Consider the following 16943-nt stretch of genomic DNA (forward strand, 5'->3'; position numbering starts at 1 on the left):
CGGACAGAGGCGGGTATGCAGCGGACAGGCGGCATCTGCCCCGTTTGCCCGGCCCCATCACTGTTGCTGCTGCCCGCGCAGCGCCAGCTCCCCTAGGCTTAACGGCGTACGATTACCGCTGGATCACCGCCGCTTTCCGCACCGCGTGAAAACTGTGGGGAGCGCGCCGCATAACGGAAGTCAACCTCCACATGCCTACACCATCAGCAATCCAATCGCCTGGCGCACCTCGGCGATCACGCTTTGCGCCTTCTCTCTCGCTTTATCGCGTCCGATCCGAAGCACCTCGATAGCGTCCGCTTCGCTTAAACGGGCGTGCCGGAGCCGGAACGGCTCGACGACCGCGTTCAGATTGGCGGCCAACTGCCTTTTGCAGGCGACACAGCCGATCTCGGCGCGCCGGCACTGCTCCGCAATCGTCTCCCGCTCCGCCTCGCCGGTAAAGTACGAGTGCAGGTGAAACACGTTGCAGCCTTCTACGGTCGGATGCCCCGGCTCCTCGCGGTAAACGCGCAACGGATCGGATACCGTCCTGCGCACCTTCTCCCCGATCGCCGTCCCGTCGTCCTTCAGACTGATGTAAGTCGCAGCGCCGTCCGATTTGCTCATTTTCCCGCTTCCGGCAAGCGACGGAACCCGGCCCGCATTTTCAAATATCGGCTGCGCTTCCGGGAATACGTCCCCATACAGTTGATTGAACCGCCGGGCGATCGTCCGCGCAATCTCCAGATGGACGAGCTGGTCTTCTCCGACCATGACCCGCTCCGTCTTGAACAGCAGGATGTCCGCCGCCATCAGGACCGGGTATCCGACGAGCCCGTAATTGATATTGTCCGGATGCCGCTTCGCCTTCTCCTTAAACGTCGGCACTCTCATCAGCTCGCCAAGCGGCATCACCATACTCAAATACGTGTGCAGCTCGCATATTTCCGCCGCCAGCGACGATTGCACATACAACGTGCACCGCTGCGGATCGACGCCTCCTGCGACATAGTTGCGCGCCGTCTCGATCACATAGGAGCGCAGCTGGTCCGGCTTCGGATGCGTCGTCAGCGAATGCAGATCGGCGATAAAATAACGCGCCTCATACCGCTCCTGCGCCTCCACAAGCCCTTTCAGCGCCCCGTAATAGTTCCCTACATGCAGCTCTCCCGTCGGACGAATGCCCGATATCATACTCGTTCTAGTCATTGAAATCCCTCCATTTGTATATGCCTCTTCCGATATGGCGGCTTAGCCGCTTTGCGCCTGGTCTTGCATATCTCTTCCGTCCGTTCCGTTTGTCCGGAACCATCCGCCACCAACCATCGCTCATTTGCGATCACACTCCCTTCCGGTTTCTCCGGCAGCCGTCCCGCTGCTTTTTTATACAGCAAACGACTCCCGAAGTCGATTTGACCGCTTATTTAAAAAACAAAAAGAGCCTTCCATCCCCATAAAAAGGACGGAAAGCCCGCGGTGCCACCTTTAATTAGTTTGCCTCATGAGCAAACTCACTTTAGCGGTACGGAGCAATGTCGGAGAGCGCCGGCGCCATAGTCTGCCAAGCGTCATGCATTGTCGATACCGTGCCCCTGGATATCGGGTAGGCGTCCCGCCGGAGCCTAAACGTTCAGGGGGAATCCCCGCAACGGTTCGGTCCGGACGCTCAGAAGTCCATTCGGCAAGACGTCCACACCGGTTCGCACCTTCCACCGGCTCTCTGACGTTTTCGTCGTGCTTACTTCTCTTCTTCATCGCGCGTGTTATACTTACGAATGGATATTATTATACATTCGATGGGACCTCTTACGCAATCCCCTCTCTCCAGAAACCGCTTGTTCCCTTTGTCGAAAGCCGCTCGGCGATCCCGCTGCGCTTTCATTCGCCGCATCTCGAACATTTCGCATATTTCGGCTATTTTTTGCATGAAAAAGGAAACTTTTCGTCGACAGTTGACGTCTAATCGATGTTCGGACAAAATAGGTATATTGACTTCGGAAACGGGTGAAACCAATTGATATGAAAGCCGTCAAATACTTCATTGTCTACTTCATCGCCGTACAGCTGTTGCTGCCATACGCTTTCTCGCTTTCCGACGTTTATAGCAATCGGATGGATTACAAGCTGATGCTGGACAACAACAACATGCACGACATTGACGCCGTGCTTCAACAGGTCAAACGGGATATCGACCGGAACGACCGCAGCGATTATATCGTCATGCTCGGAGACTCGGTCTTCTACGGAAGTCCTGGCAGCTCCAATCAGGCTGTCAACGTATTTCTTCAGCAAAAGCCGGGAGCTCCTACGATCTACAACCTGTCGTTCCCCGCCATGCAGATCGGGGATTTCTACACGATGCTGCTGAAGCTGGACAAGTTCGGCATCTCTACCGACAAGCTGCTGTTCAACATCCGATACGCCTCCTTCATTCCGAGGGATCCTTATCCGCGCTCGGTATTTTGGCTGGGCGAGCATCTTCGCGTACTAGACCGCGCCGCCTATGAACGTGTGCTGCCACAGCTCAAAAGCTCGGACTTCAAAACGCCCGACGATCCGTACAAGTTTTTTCAGCGCGCTCTGCACGAAGAATGGCTGCCGCAGTTGTCGCTGATGAGGTACAAAGATTATTTCCGGCAAAACCTGAATCACGCCTGGCTGAACTTTACGAACCGGCCGATTCCCGACGATGCTCTCGACGATTCCCGCGCCTGGTATATTAAGAAGGAGTGGCAGGAGTCGCAAGGGCTGAATTACAACGAGTTTCTGCAGGATCCGCTCCTCGTTGCAAGCTTTACGGACAAGCCGTTCGATTTGACCGATAACAACATTGACGCTTATTTCCTGAACAAAATCATTGAACGTCAGCAAGGCAAAAAAACTTGGATAGTGCTTAGCGGGACGAATCACGATCTGATGGGAAGCTCGGTCGAAAAACCAGGGTACAAGGCAAACCTGGACGCGATCGGCCGGATGATGGCGGACAAGCCGGTTACGTATATAAACCTGGAGGGCGTCATCGAAGGCGACTTTTTTTCCGATCACACGCACTTTACTCCGGAAGGCAACGCCAAGCTGGCCGACGTGCTGTGGCCGTATTTGAACCAATAGACATTATGATCGGATAGGAGAACGACCATGCTCTTCCATACTCCCGAGTTTTTCTCGCTGATGATCGTCTCGCTGGTGCTGTTTTATGCGTTTCCGCGCTGGCGGATTCCGATGCTGACGGTAGCGAACATCGTCTTTTATATCGTGGCCGGGGTCGGCAACCTGATTTTGTTTTTGGCGATGACCGCCTTCACGTATTATTGCTCCAAAGCGCTGCGCGGATCGTACAGCCGCTTTTTCCTTTGGTTTTCGATTATCGTCAACGTAGCGAATCTGCTATTCTTTAAATATACGACGTTTCTCATCCGCTCGGTGGAAAAGGGGCTGGGCGTATCCCTGCTGACGGAGAACTCGTTTCTGCTCAAAATCGTACTTCCGATCGGGATTTCGTTCTACACGTTCCAGATGATCGCTTACCTTGTCGACGTCTATAAAAAACGGTGGGAGCCCGCCCAGTCGGTGTTCCATTTCTGGGTATTCATCTCGTTTTACGCCCACTTGGTCGCCGGACCGATTATGCGGGGGAGCGAATTTATGCCCCAGATCGACAACTTGCGCAAAATCCGCTTTAGCGCGGACAATTGGCGGCTAGGGGCGTTCTTTTTGTCGCTCGGCATATTCAAAAAAGTCGTACTCGCCGACTATTTGACACCGCACGTCGATTCGTTTTTTCAGAACACCGCCAACTTGACCGGAGCCGAAGGCTGGATCGCCGCTTACTTGTTCGCGTTCCAGATCTTCTTCGACTTCTCGGCCTACAGCGAGATGGCGCTCGGGATCGCGTATTTCTTCGGCCTGGAACTGGCCGTCAACTTTCGAACCCCGTATTTGAGCAAAAATCCGACGGAGTTTTGGCGCCGCTGGCATATTACGCTGTCCAACTGGATCAAGGACTACATCTATATTCCGCTCGGCGGCTCGCGCAATGGCGAGGTACGGCAGTTCACGAACCTGTTCATCGCCATGACGATCTCCGGCATCTGGCACGGGGCGTCCTGGACGTTCGTCGCCTGGGGGATGTTCTACGGCGCATTGGCCACGGTGCACAAGCTGTACATGATGCTGAAGGAAAAGCTGGGGCTCAGCTTTCTGGACAAAAGCCGGATCTACCAGTTTATAGCCATCATCGTCTTTTTCCATATCACCTGTATCGCTTGGGTGCTGTTCCGCGCCGAAGGGCTAAGAACCGCGCTGTCGCTGATCAAGCGGATGCTGACGCCTCAGGCGTTCAACTTCGACGGTCACTACTTGTTCCTCGGCATCGTTATCGGATTGTTCGTGCTCCATATCCTTGAGTATTTCCTTCACAAGCATCGCACCGGGCTGGGAGTGTGGTGGCACAAATATTTTCCGGCACCGGTACGCGCGATCCTGTACACCGCCGTGGCGGCGTTCCTCATCCTGTTCCTGAAGGGCGAGCAGAACACGTTTATTTACTTCCAATTTTGAAGACGTGGGAACGTCCCAATGTCAAGAAAAACCGTCAGGGGGAAAGCACCCTGACGGTCCTTTGACGTGCAAACCCATACATTAGCGCGTGGGAGGGAATGGGGACCGGGCTCCAGCCGCTCGCCCTCAGTCGTGTTGTCTTGTTTAGGTTTGGCGGTTACAACACGACTTCAAATGCGGCCCGAGTGTGATTTTGGCAAGATTCATGCCATATTCACACCCAAACTTTCCGCTCCAGTACCCATTCCCTTTGATCTCTTACGAGCTGCCTTCCACTTGATTCAACCTCAACCGTTCTTCGATCCGGTAATCGTAACTGTGCACCCCTTTGTAATGTTCAGGGTACATCTCCCCTCCACAACCTTCGCAAGCAAATTGCGGCGGAACTTCCGGATCTCCATCATCCATGGCATCAAAGTCACGCACTACGCTGAGCGGAATTTCCTCGTTCTCTTTGCAGGTCAAACAAATATAGTTGACACATCTCCGACGTCATCGTGCGTTTGCTTCCGATCGTTAGCTTTTTCTTCTTTTTTACGGCTTTCGTTTCTTGGATACCGGTGAATTCGCCTATCATCCTCTTAGAAAAGGAAATCCCCAGCGACTATCGAAGAAGAAGAAGCACCTGACAGAGAGCTTCAATCTATACCTACCCTACCACAGGAGTTTGAAGTCGCATGGGGAAATCCTCGCATATTCAAAGCCGCAAGGGAACCACCGCACGAAGCTCCCAGCACGCGGTGCTCGGCGTCGCATGACGGTGGTCAACCACGTTTAGTTGGCAGCTTCGAGGTGTTAACCTGGAGCAAGCCCTCATCGTAGCGACGATGGAGCCGAGCCCCACCAGAAGCACCACATGACTTTCTAACGGACATCACGGCCGCTTATTCGTCAAATCGGCGCACTTTTTTCATTGTAACGGTCACCACGGCACGTATCGGGCAGTCATTCTGCTAAAAAAGGGGACTACGGCCATCGTAAGCGGCTCTGATGTCCGTTACGCTTCCAACTTGCGCTTTTTCCGGTTGTAAGCTGCTGTGATGTCCGTTACGATGCTGCGGGGGAGAGAACGGAAAGACCGGGGGTGGCCCTGGCGCTGACGAAACCCAGAACAACCCCATCTGAGTGAACGACCACCGGGCCTCACCGCATAAGCCGCTTAACCGCTCTAAGCTCATAAACGGCAACAACGCAAGTAAGGGAACCCCCATTTTACTTTTGTACGGTGGAGCACTTGAAGATTCTGATATTACAAGGATAAACGCCTACCGGCGTCTTTGACGCTGGCGTTTACCGAGATTTAGAGCCACTTCCGCGATACACTTTCCGATAAATTAAACGAAAGGACCTCAGGCTTCCACAGCAAAGTGGGAGGCCGAGGTCCTTTTTCTCGAGGATAATCGGTTCTGAGTGAAGCTCACATAAACTCGAAACGGTCTGAGTATGGTTTACAACACAACCGGGCGGTCACGAATGGAACTCTTGCCCGCAGCTGACTTCTTTCACGTACCCGGTACGTATGACGAAATCGCCGAAATGCTCGCCTTCGTTTCGCTCCTTCGCGTAACGGTGCACGATCGGCTGCAGCGAATCCAAGATGTCCGCCTCACCGATATTTTCCTTATACAGCTTGTTCAGCCGGTTGCCTGCGAATCCGCCGCCCAAGTACATATTGTACTTGCCCGGCGCTTTGCCGATAAAGGCGATCTCCGCCAGCATCGGCCGGGCGCAGCCGTTCGGGCAGCCGGTCATCCGGATGACGATCTCCTCTTCGCGCAAGCCGGCTTCGTCCAGCATCGGCTCGATCTTGTCGATCAGGGAAGGCAGGTAACGTTCCGACTCAGCCATCGCCAGCCCGCAAGTCGGTAGGGCTACGCATGCCATTGAATTTCTTCGCAGCGCCGAATGCTGTTTGCCGTCGTTCAGCCCATATTCCTTGATCATTTCCTCGATCTTTTTCTTTTTCTGGGCCGATACGTTGCCGATAATGAGGTTCTGGTTCGCCGTGAGCCGGTAATCCCCCGAATGCACTTTGGCGATTTCCCGCAAACCGGTCATGAGCGGGTAGCCTTCCTCGTCCTTGATCCGTCCGTTCTGGATGAACAATGTGTAATGCCATTTGCCATTGCTGCCCTTCACCCAGCCGTAACGGTCGCCGCTATGGTCGAACCGGTACGGGCGCGCCTCTTCGAGCTTCCATCCAAGACGATTCGTCAATTCCTGGATAAACCAGTCGATGCCGCGGTCGTCGATCGTATATTTGAACCGGGCATGCTTCCGCACCGCGCGGTCGCCGTAATCGCGCTGAATCGTCACGGTTTTCTCGGCCACGTCGACAATCTGCTCCGGCTTGCAAAATCCGATCACTTGACCGACCTGCGGATACGTTTTCGGATCGCCGTGCGTCATCCCCATCCCGCCGCCTACCGAGACGTTGAAGCCTTGCAGCTGTCCGTCCTCGACAATGGCGACAAAGCCCAAATCTTGCGAGAAGACGTCCACGTCGTTGGACGGCGGAACCGCTACGCCGATTTTAAACTTGCGCGGCAAGTAAACCGGTCCGTAGATCGGCTCCTGTTCGGCCTCGGTATCCTGGCTGTCCACCACTTTCTCGCCGTCGAGCCAAATTTCGTAATAAGCTCTCGTCCGCGGGTTTAAATGTTCACTCACTTGCCGCGCGCACTCGTACACCTCAGCATGAACGTCCGACTGGTACGGGTTCGGGTTGCACATCACGTTGCGGTTCACGTCGCCGCAGGCGGCCAACGTGCTTAGCAGGGCGTCGTTCACTTCGCGGATCGTTTTTTTCAGGTTCCATTTAATAATACCGTGCAGCTGGAACGATTGACGCGTCGTCAAGCGAATCGTCGAGCCGGCAACCTCCTCCGCCAGACGATCCAGCATGAGCCATTGTTCCGGCGTAACGACGCCCCCTGCCGCGCGTACGCGCAGCATGAACTGATAAGCCGGCTCCAGCTTTTGCTTCTGCCGCTCGTTCCGCAAGTCCCGATCGTCCTGCATGTAACTGCCGTGGAATTTCATCAATCGATTGTCGTCTTCGGGAATCGATCCCGTGATGACGTCTTGAAGCGTCTCTTCGAGGCTTCCGCGCAAATAATTGCTTTCCCGTTTAATATGCTCTACTTCGCTGTGCGGCGCACTTTTTGGCGAAAGCAAATTGTTGTCCGACATGACATGCCATCTCCTCTCGCAATTGTTCTATAACGAGGCTGCGACTACCCCCAGCCTATTTTAATAAACGTCCCGCTGGTAACGTTTCTGCTGCTGCATACGGATCAAATACGATTCGGCTTCCTCCGGGCTCAAATCCCCGTGCTGCTCAAGGATCGTCGCCAAAGCGGCATGGACGTCGTGGGCCATCTTCTTCTCATCGCCGCATACGTATACATGCGCGCCTTCCTGCAGCCATGCGTACAGCTCCCGGCTCTTCTCCATCATCCGGTGCTGCACATACACTTTGCGTTCGGTATCGCGGGAGAACGCCACATCCATCCGTGTCAGCACGCCATCCTTCAGCAGACGCTGCCATTCGGTCTGGTACAGAAAGTCGGTGGAGAACCGCTGGTCGCCGTAGAACAGCCACGATTTTCCTGCCGCGCCCGTTTCCTGGCGCTCAGCCATAAACGCCCGGAACGGCGCGACGCCGGTTCCCGGACCGATCATAATGATCGGCGTATCCGGATTTTCAGGAAGCTTGAAATTCGGGTTGTGCTGAATAAATACCGGCAGCGTATCGCCCGGCTCTACCCGATCGGCAAGCTGAACGGAGCAGACGCCGTGGCGGACGCGCCCATGCGCTTCGTAACGCACCGCTCGGACCGTAACGTGCACTTCGTCCGGAGTTGCGGCTTGGCTGCTGGCGATCGAGTACAGCCGCGGCGGAATTTTGCGCAAAATGGAAACGAACTCGCCGGCCGGCACGCCTTTCAGCGAATGATCTTGCACCAGGTCGAGCAAATCCCGATCAGCGATATACGCCTTAAGCTCCTGCTCTCGTCCCGCCTCCAGCAGTTCCTTCAGCCCGTCATTTGCGGTAAGCTGCAGTGCCTGCGCCAGCAGCGGTTTCGTCAACACGGTAATTTCGTAATGACGAAGCAGCGCATCGCGCAGCGGCCGTGTTTCGCCGTTTTTGTTTACGGGTACGGCTTCGTCCGCGTTCCAGCCCATCGCTTCGATCAAGTCGTCGACGAGCTTAGGATTGTTCTCCGGATAGACGCCCAGGCTGTCGCCCGGCTCGTACCGCAGATTCGAGCCTTCCAGCGACAACTCGATATGGCGGGTCTCGCGCTGCGATCCACGGCCGTTTAAGTTCAGATTATCGAGCACTTCCGATTGGAATGGATTCGATCGCGAATATTCCGATTCCGTATCGGCAACCACCGAACCTGCGCTGGACTGAATCGGCGCAGCCGCCGACTCGCCGAGCTTCGCGAGGACGGCATTCATCCATTCTGCTGCGCTCTCGCCGAAATCGACGTCGCAATCGACACGCGGAACAAGCCGCTGGCCGCCCAGCTCTTCCAGTTGTTTGTCAAAGTCTTTGCCCGTCTGGCAAAAAAACTCGTAGGACGTATCCCCAAGCGCCAGCACGGAGAAGCGGAGACCTTCCAGCCGCGGCGCTCTTTTGCTATGAAGAAATTCGTAAAAGGTAACGGCGTTGTCCGGAGCGTCTCCTTCCCCATGAGTGCTGACCAGAATGAACAGGTTTTCAACCTTCTTTAAGCCGTTCGTCTTAAAATCGCTCATCGAGGAGAGCGAAGCCCGGAAGCCTTGCTCCTCCAGCCTTTTGGCGAATTTCTTGGCTAGCCCCGCGCAGTTGCCGGTCTGCGATCCGTAGATCACGGTCGCTTCTTTGGAAACAGCCGCTCCGCTGCCGGTTGCAGCCGCAGACACTGCCGTACTCGATACGGCCGATGAACCTGCCGCCTGAAAGGCCGTGAGGTAGCCGCTCAACCAATTGCGCTGCGCTTCCGTCAGCGTCGGCAGCAGCCGGTTAAGCAGTTCGGCCTGCTCCTGACTAAAGGGACTGTTCGTGACTCGAAGTTCCAAACGTATACACCTCGCCTAACATCCACTGAAATAAATTCCAAGTATTCTTATCTAAATTATACTTCCCTCTTGAACCCTACCACTACAGGCGGTATCGGTCAATTAGAGTGATCTTATAGGATTCATCAGGAATACTGATAAAAGGAAAGCATAACGGAAAAAAGACCTCCGACGGAGTACTCCGACAGACAGCCTCTTTGGCGCATAACTGTTGTTCCTGCACCAATGACAATATAATCAAAACCTTGTTATATATATTGACCTTCTTTGCAATCGGCGGAAACCGCGCCATTAGACCCCGTCTCTATGAGAGATAAAATAAAAACTTATCCCCCAGATTGTTCAAAAAGCTCTGCGCCGATTTCCCTGGGACCGGACTTTGTTAATTCACTCCCAATAGACCCTTTTAGTAATAATTCATCTATAGTTTTGCTATTAATTGGTATATTAGTGTAGTTGAAGGAGATTTAAAAATTGGGAGAGAATCAATATGCGGAAAATTTTCAGTGGATTATTGGCATTTAGTATCATGTTGATTATTTTAACGCCAAAACCATTATTTGCGGAATCGATTATTAAGGATGGAATACTGGAAAAAGCTATTCATGCAGAGTTAAAGCAAGCAGCCGAAAAATCAGATACACGACCTCTCTCCGATAAGCAGCTTACATAATCTTCAGAAGCTTGTGATTGATAATAACAAGACCCAATAGCTAATTTAACAAAGCTAATAGACCTCCTTGCAAGCGATAATCAAATTATAGATTTATCGCCGGTGACGGGGGCAAAACTGAAGTGGCTGCTAGTGAGCAGCAATCAGATTCAAGAATTGGAACCATTGAGAAACCATCCGACGTTGGAGCATTTGTATCTGGATAACAATAATATTCAGGATATTGCCGTATTGGAAACGATCCGAAACTTAAAAACCGTAATCGTTGACAATAATCCACTTAACGAGGAAGCGACTGTCATTCTGGATAACCTCGCGAAAAAAGGCGTCATCACGAAAGAGGTTCAAAAAGAGCAAACCCAGAATCAAATAAAAGTTATACTCGATGCTGTACCTGTTACTTTTGAGATATCGCCTTTTATTACGGATGAAGGTACGCTGGTCGTCCCTTTCCGCCCGATTTTCGAGAAGCTAGGACTTAGCATCCGTTGGGATGAGGCCAGCCAAACGATTATCGGTGAAAAAGCAGGAACCAAAATCATTTTAGTTATCGATCATAAGTTTGCTGACGTCAATGGAAAATCCGTCGAAATGTCTGTTGCTCCAATCCTCGACAGGGATAATTGCCAGATTCTTGTCGGGGTAATCCAAGTAGAATGTTCCACCATCTTTTTTGTGCTATTCGTCCACACGTGTGTGCTGTTTGCGGTAGTCGGTTGCGCTCAAGCCGGTTGTTTCTTTGAAGACACGGATAAACGAGCGCAAGGAAGAGAAGCCGACTTCGTAGGCAATTTCCACCACCGACATATTTGTGGCGCTGAGCAGGCCGGTTGCTCGGCGTACGCGCAACTCGTGCAAATATTCCAGAAAATTTTTGCCGACGAGACGTTTGAACGCATGGCGAAACACATTCACGTTGACGCCAAAATGCTGTGCAACGTTTTCCAGCGACAACTGTTCCTCCAGGAAATGCGTATGGACGTATTTGACATAATCCCATTCAGTCGGCTGCGCGGGAGAAGGCTGCTCCATCGAGGCGAAGCCGGGATGGTGGCGAAAGTACAAGTAGATCGCTACCAACAGCTGGAGACGCATAAACCCCTGCTTGCCCATCGGTTCGGGATCGGCGTTGTACTCGTTGTTCAATACAGTCAACACAGCGGCAATCGCTTCATAGGCGGCGGGCGCCAGCTCATAAAACGGAGTCATGTTGTCCGACAACTGGACAATCCATCTGCCGACTTCAGCGAAATCAGTCTGGAATAGCAACTGCATATCGAACATGACGCTGATCTTGTGCAGACCGTCTGGTTGGTTCTCATCGAATTCCAGCGCGTGCAATTGATACGGGAGCAGCAAAGAGATGCTTCCTTGCTTCAGGGGGTGCTTGACCCCATTGATGATCTCGGTTCCATGTCCGCGAGTAATCAGCGAAATTTCCACAAATTCATGATGATGGTTCGAGTAGCCTATGGCGTTATGATAGTGCCGGATAAATAACGGCAGTCCGCCTTTGCGAAACGAGACGAGGCGCAAGTGGTCCTCCCAAAGAAAAGGAAACGTGGTCATACACATTCCTCCGCATCTTCCGATGAGATACTCCTGTGACCGTATTGCATCAATTTATCGACGAGATGATCCGCGGCGTCCGCAAAGTCGTGAATCATTTTGCCAAAGTACCTGCCATCTAAGCGAAACGCTTTCCTTCACAGGCATGCGATTGAACATGTACTCCAGGCGAGACTGTCATACAGGGCAGCCGTGCTTTGAAAACGATTCTACTGGAACGTGGCGCATGACACGTCGTTCGAGTTACGATGCAGCATAATGATATGTAAGCGCGTTCAAAAAATAATAGACCAATTTGAATGTCCATGAGTAGTGTAGCGACACTCATTATCGTTCAAATAAATGGCCAATGGCGCGATGCTGCATGGACCGACAATCGAAGAAACGTGTTATCTACGTAATGGTGGAGAATTCTCCAAAGCCAAAGCCAATATGTTCGACGCTAGCGCCGGATTTCCTCTTTTTCGGATGCAAATGGGTACAATTGGCCGCGCTTTTCTCCCGAAAGAACAAACATACCGGCCGGAGCCCGTTTCCGGGTACCATTCCGGCATGTTTGTTTTCCGCTTTCCGTTCAAACCGCTTCCGCCGACCTTCGGCCTCCGCAGCTACTTCTTTTTGTCCGCCTCGATCGTTTTCTTCACCGCTTCTTCGGCATCCCGAAGCGCCGTATTGACGTCTTTGCTCTCGTACAAAATGCCGCGCAAGGCGTTCGTTAGCTGCGCCGTCGCAGCAGAGTAATATTTGCTCTGGGGAGACGGCTTCGCCATATCTTTCAGCGGGATCGCGGCGACATTGCGCCCTTTGTACAGAGGGGCGTCCTGGCCGAATACTTTCGAAATGTTAGCGCTGTTCAGCGACGGGATGAACGTCGCCGCCTTCGCCTTCTCTGTTAGAAACGTCTCGGAGGACAAAAAGTCCATCACCTGGTACGCGTCATCCTTGTATTTGCTGCCGACGTTCAGGAACATGAAGACCGGATAAGGCTGTGGCCCAAAGCCGTTCATCTTCGGGTACGAGACGATATCCCAGTTGAGTGGGGCCAGGGCATCCTCGACATGCAGACCGGCCACCGGCGTCCACATCGCCGACACTTGATCCTTGAAAAACATTTTGGTCAAGCTGTCCATCTTTGCCTTATCCGGATTGAAGCCGGGAATTTGATAAAAGCGGGCGATGTTGTCCATAAGGCTTTTGACGTTGTCGTTCGTCAGCGACACTTGCAGTGTTTGCGGATCGACGAAGTTGAGCGACATTTGGTTGCGCAAAAAGTAATGATTCGGCGAAATCGTGAAGCCGTAATATTGGACGCCGCCTTCGTTGCGCGTCAGCTTGACCGACATGTTGTACAGCTCGTCCCAGGTCATGCCGTCCTTCGGGTAGGGGACGCCAAACTTGTCGAATAAGTTTTTGTTGTAGTAAATGACGGAAGCTGCGGTGTCGAAAGGCAGCGCGTACAGCTTACCGCCGCTCATTTGCCGGATCATCTCGAGCGCCTGCGGCTCGAAGCGGCTTAAATCCGTCCTGTATTTTTTGACGAGCGGTTCGATATCGTACTGCATTTCGTTCAAAAAGATGCTGTTGTAGACGAGGCCGACAGAGCCGAAAATGACGTCGATCGACTGGTTCGTCGCGATCTGCTTGTCAAGCGCTCCGGTCGTGGTAGGGATCAGCACTGGAGTAATGTGAGGGAATTTCTCCTTGATCGTTTTGCCGAACTTTTCCTCGAAGTAGCCTTCGGGGTTGAAGTTGTCGCCGACGTTGTAAAAGTAAAGCGTGATCGGTTCTTTTTTCTCGTGCTGGGCAGGAGTCCCCCCCGCCTCTTTGCTGGCATCCGGCGTGCCCGATCCGGAGCAGGCGGTGAGTACAAGCAGCAGTCCCGCCGTTCCGAGCGCAATCGATGGCTTTAGCATGAATGACACCCTTTTCGTTATTTAGTTTAAAAAGCACTTTCAAGTTGGTAATCGCTTCTATACCGGTATGCGAATGTATGCGATTACAGCCATTGTAGACGGATCTTTTCAGAATAACTCGCCAAAAATGCTCGTTTGATGCGTCAAAAAAAATGTTTTTTGCCACCGCTAAACGGGCATCGCGTGCAGCCTGCGACAGATGGATGTGGGATGAGATGTTCGAGATGACCAACAAACTGACCCGAATGGAAGGCAGTGTCCAGTAATATGGCGTCCGCATTCATCCGACCTTCTTTCGAAGAAATCCGCATTCGCTGGAATTTGTCCATCCGACCCCCGTATGGAGATATGCTGTTTTTTTGAAGAACGGACATTGGCAATGTGTTTGGGATTGGGCTCCGCGTACTACGTCGGATTCATTCCAGATGGAGCTTTCCCTGAAAGGTTGGACGACGCCATTTGAAAAAGAGCGAGATCAAGTCGGCGTCGGCGTGTTTACGAAATATGAGCGGATGAATCCCTCGAAGTTCCGTAGGCTGCACGCGATGCCTGTTTAGCGGCGGAGAAAAACATTTTTGTCTCATCAAACGATCGATTTTGGCGAGTTATTCTAAAAAGAACCGTCTACAATGACTGTAATCGCATACATTTCGCATACAGGTATAAAAATCCAATTGAAAATGGGAGGCGGCATACTTGATGGAACGGCGAGAAATGGATGAAATACAAGAAGATAAGGGTTTGGATTCCAGCGGCAAACCGCCATTGCTCACGAGAAGAGCAATGCTGTCGTCGCTCGGCATAGCTGGGGCGGCCTTAGCGGCGGGCAGCATACTCCCGGGATCGTTAACGGCTTACGGGGAAGAGGGTTTATCGGTTGCTGGTGCCGTATACGAAGGGTCTAACAGCAAGGGCAAAATTCCCCCAGGAATAGCGGCGAAGCTTGAGCTTGTAACCCATAACGAGCTGACAGGTCGTGATACGGCTGGAGCGCATCCAGCGAGTGCCATTAAAGATTCAACAGGTATAAACCAACAAGAAATCAATAGTGGATTACTAGATATTAGCGAGATGCTAGCTATTTCTAATCCAGCTAACGGCTCTAGGGTTTTCGTAAAGCATTATGATGTTGCGCAAGGTATTTTAGAAGGTGGCGGTGAGTTTGTATACGACTCAACTAAATCTAACAAAAATGATGGTGGCATTTGCTTTAATGGCTGGGTAAGGGTAACTGACAACGCTGCTATTAATGTTAAATGGTTTGGAGCTGTAGGTGATGGTGTTAAAGATGATTACCAAGCTTTATACAACTGTTTTAATCACCACTTCAATCCAGAAGTCGGAACAACAGACCCTAATGCCTTACAACATGCAATACCATCATTGACATTTCACTTTCCTCGCGGATGCTACCGCTATACAAACCCGCTGCGTCTACCGTGTAAAGGCACTATAACCTGTGAAGGTAACTTGAATTATTTTGCAAGACCAGAGGTGATGACTCAAAAAAATAGAGCCACATTATTCTACGATGGCGATAACTTAGAGGTAGCTGCACTGTACACACCGATGTTCAAGTATGTAAACAATAGTTGGGTGTTGATTTCAGACAGTACAGAGTTCTTCGACTACTCAGCAAATATTAACACGCACTCTATGGTACGTGGCTGTGAGTACAGATTTAACTTAGTTACCAGACGCAAAACAAGGATCGGCCTTAACGCATTTGGTACTGAGTCTGGAAATATTAATGTAGCGATCGGAACGCTTGGATCATGGGCTAGGCCTCAGAATCAAGCGTCGTGGGGTGACTATAATCCAGACGATCTGTCTCCAAAAGTAGGCATTACTTGCTGCACAGCTTGGAATTTAGTATTCAACAGACCACGTATCTTAGCGCACAATCAAGGACTTTACTTGGGTGGATCAACTGGTTCAGTAGTTATTAGAGAAGGTTATATTAATAGACAAGTATCTACAGCAGCTAGTTCTGTAACAGACGGTTTAGTTTACAGTCATAGTGCATTACCGGTATCTAAGCAGGGTTTAACTTCAGCGCTCACAGCAGTAAATGCTGACGTATCTATCTATGACACAGTAACAGAGGGGTGGGGTGCACCGTATATGCTATTTGGCGGCCGCATTTCGATATTTACACCACATATCGAAGGCCCGAATGATATTATGATGCATGATTGGATTGTCTACAACTGTAAGTTAGATGTATACAACTGGGGTAACATCCGCAGCATGCAATTACGTTCAGGTACGTCAGTTATTTACAGTTGCGGTATGTCTAGCGATAAGGGTCATTATGTACACTTACAGGGTTCATCGTACTATAGAGATAATTCACTGTTTAATCTATTAGATGGTGTTCCTTACGACCAGTACACTAACACAGCGTTTCTCAAAATATCTAATGTGCCAACATATAAAGCAATAAATGGATTCTATGTGTCTGACTTACGAAATATTAAGCAAGTAGGATTGCAAGGTGAGAATGTTGTTAAGCTACCAATCTATATGGACACATCACGTCCAGGAAATAAGGGTATAGGTTTGGGTGCCAGTAACGCTTTTGGTGCCAATAACGCTGTGCAGAGTTTATCTGATTTGGTAGAGGCTATTCGGATACTTGGTTCTAACTGGAATGGTGTAATTAACTTAACCAGCAACTTAACTATTTCAGCAAGTTATGATTTCTCGGTACTGAATAATATTCAGAACATTATTTTCACTATTAACGCCGGTGTCACTTTAACTATAAGCAATAGATTTATGGTTGGTTGCAATAACATTACCTTTAACGGTGGCGGCAGTATAGTAGTTAATTCACCTTTAGTTGAGCCAAAGTTCGCAACATATTCGCCAGCTGTAAATATTAGATTGTCGAATGTAACTGTGTCTGGGTCATCGGCCATTGTTCGGGGCGACTCCATGTTTGGCAATGTAAATCTATTTGTTGAGTCTAGCGTCAATATGGCGTCTTGGACGGGCAAATATTTATACTCTACTAGCAGCTACGGGTTCTTTAATGTTGCAGTATTAACAACGAACAGAAGTGCGACTGTTAAAAGCAATGAAGCTTCTAACAACAACGTTGATGCTGCAAACTTCATAGTAGCTAACAAGATTTTTGTTGCTTAATCAGGATTAGTAAAATGCCAACACCA

At 51.1% G+C, this 16943-nt stretch carries 9 protein-coding genes, 1 pseudogene and 1 other annotated feature; of the genes and pseudogenes, 5 read left to right on the top strand and 5 right to left on the bottom strand.

All coding sequences use genetic code 11. The annotated features are described in order from the left end of the window. Positions 1-195 precede the first annotated feature (195 nt). Positions 196-1191, bottom strand: coding sequence for a tryptophan--tRNA ligase (gene trpS, locus AC3Y2E_RS02840; RefSeq protein ID WP_379206924.1), 996 nt, complete (start codon positions 1189-1191; stop codon positions 196-198). A gap of 246 nt (positions 1192-1437) precedes the next feature. Next, positions 1438-1746: a binding site (T-box leader), on the bottom strand. A 255-nt stretch (positions 1747-2001) separates the two neighbouring features. Between trpS and AC3Y2E_RS02845 the strand changes: the two genes are divergently transcribed. Then, positions 2002-3093 (top strand): SGNH/GDSL hydrolase family protein, encoded by a 1092-nt coding sequence (locus AC3Y2E_RS02845; protein ID WP_379206926.1) that lies wholly within the window; start codon positions 2002-2004, stop codon positions 3091-3093. 27 nt (positions 3094-3120) lie between these two features. Beyond that, on the top strand, positions 3121-4542 hold the full coding sequence (locus tag AC3Y2E_RS02850) for an MBOAT family O-acyltransferase (RefSeq protein ID WP_332074801.1): 1422 nt from the start codon (positions 3121-3123) through the stop codon (positions 4540-4542). A 1467-nt stretch (positions 4543-6009) separates the two neighbouring features. On the opposite strand, the gene cysI is transcribed toward AC3Y2E_RS02850, so the two are convergent. Both cysI and AC3Y2E_RS02860 read right to left on the bottom strand, forming a co-directional pair. Beyond that, positions 6010-7734: an assimilatory sulfite reductase (NADPH) hemoprotein subunit gene (gene cysI / locus AC3Y2E_RS02855; protein ID WP_379206929.1), complete on the bottom strand. Its 1725-nt coding sequence runs from the start codon at positions 7732-7734 to the stop codon at positions 6010-6012. A 60-nt stretch (positions 7735-7794) separates the two neighbouring features. Beyond that, positions 7795-9612, bottom strand: coding sequence for an assimilatory sulfite reductase (NADPH) flavoprotein subunit (locus tag AC3Y2E_RS02860; RefSeq protein ID WP_379206931.1), 1818 nt, complete (start codon positions 9610-9612; stop codon positions 7795-7797). Between the two features lie 490 nt (positions 9613-10102). On the opposite strand from AC3Y2E_RS02860, the gene AC3Y2E_RS02865 reads away from it, so the two are divergent. Next, on the top strand, positions 10103-10285 hold the full coding sequence (locus tag AC3Y2E_RS02865; RefSeq protein ID WP_332074798.1) for a hypothetical protein: 183 nt from the start codon (positions 10103-10105) through the stop codon (positions 10283-10285). A gap of 102 nt (positions 10286-10387) precedes the next feature. Beyond that, positions 10388-10906: pseudogene (locus AC3Y2E_RS02870) on the top strand (stalk domain-containing protein); the annotation flags it as partial. 57 nt (positions 10907-10963) lie between these two features. Here AC3Y2E_RS02870 and AC3Y2E_RS02875 read toward each other — a convergent pair. Next, the gene (locus AC3Y2E_RS02875) at positions 10964-11854 is read right to left on the bottom strand and encodes an AraC family transcriptional regulator (protein WP_379206934.1); all 891 of its coding nucleotides are present in this window, start codon (positions 11852-11854) and stop codon (positions 10964-10966) included. A 608-nt stretch (positions 11855-12462) separates the two neighbouring features. Beyond that, positions 12463-13767, bottom strand: coding sequence for an ABC transporter substrate-binding protein (locus AC3Y2E_RS02880; protein ID WP_379206936.1), 1305 nt, complete (start codon positions 13765-13767; stop codon positions 12463-12465). 699 nt (positions 13768-14466) lie between these two features. Here AC3Y2E_RS02880 and AC3Y2E_RS02885 point away from each other — a divergent pair. Continuing rightward, positions 14467-16917 (top strand): hypothetical protein, encoded by a 2451-nt coding sequence (locus tag AC3Y2E_RS02885; protein WP_489957166.1) that lies wholly within the window; start codon positions 14467-14469, stop codon positions 16915-16917. The last annotated feature ends 26 nt before the right edge of the window (positions 16918-16943 follow it).

This window comes from Paenibacillus sp. MAH-35 (assembly GCF_058135425.1).

Coding starts and splice junctions, on each gene's coding strand:
- AC3Y2E_RS02850 (WP_332074801.1), top strand. CDS start 3,121: ATGCTCTTCCATACTCCCGAGTTTTTCTCGCTGATGATCGTCTCGCTG.
- AC3Y2E_RS02845 (WP_379206926.1), top strand. CDS start 2,002: ATGAAAGCCGTCAAATACTTCATTGTCTACTTCATCGCCGTACAGCTG.
- AC3Y2E_RS02885 (WP_489957166.1), top strand. CDS start 14,467: ATGGAACGGCGAGAAATGGATGAAATACAAGAAGATAAGGGTTTGGAT.
- AC3Y2E_RS02880 (WP_379206936.1), bottom strand. CDS start 13,767: ATGCTAAAGCCATCGATTGCGCTCGGAACGGCGGGACTGCTGCTTGTA.
- AC3Y2E_RS02875 (WP_379206934.1), bottom strand. CDS start 11,854: ATGACCACGTTTCCTTTTCTTTGGGAGGACCACTTGCGCCTCGTCTCG.
- cysI (WP_379206929.1), bottom strand. CDS start 7,734: ATGTCGGACAACAATTTGCTTTCGCCAAAAAGTGCGCCGCACAGCGAA.
- trpS (WP_379206924.1), bottom strand. CDS start 1,191: ATGACTAGAACGAGTATGATATCGGGCATTCGTCCGACGGGAGAGCTG.
- AC3Y2E_RS02865 (WP_332074798.1), top strand. CDS start 10,103: ATGCGGAAAATTTTCAGTGGATTATTGGCATTTAGTATCATGTTGATT.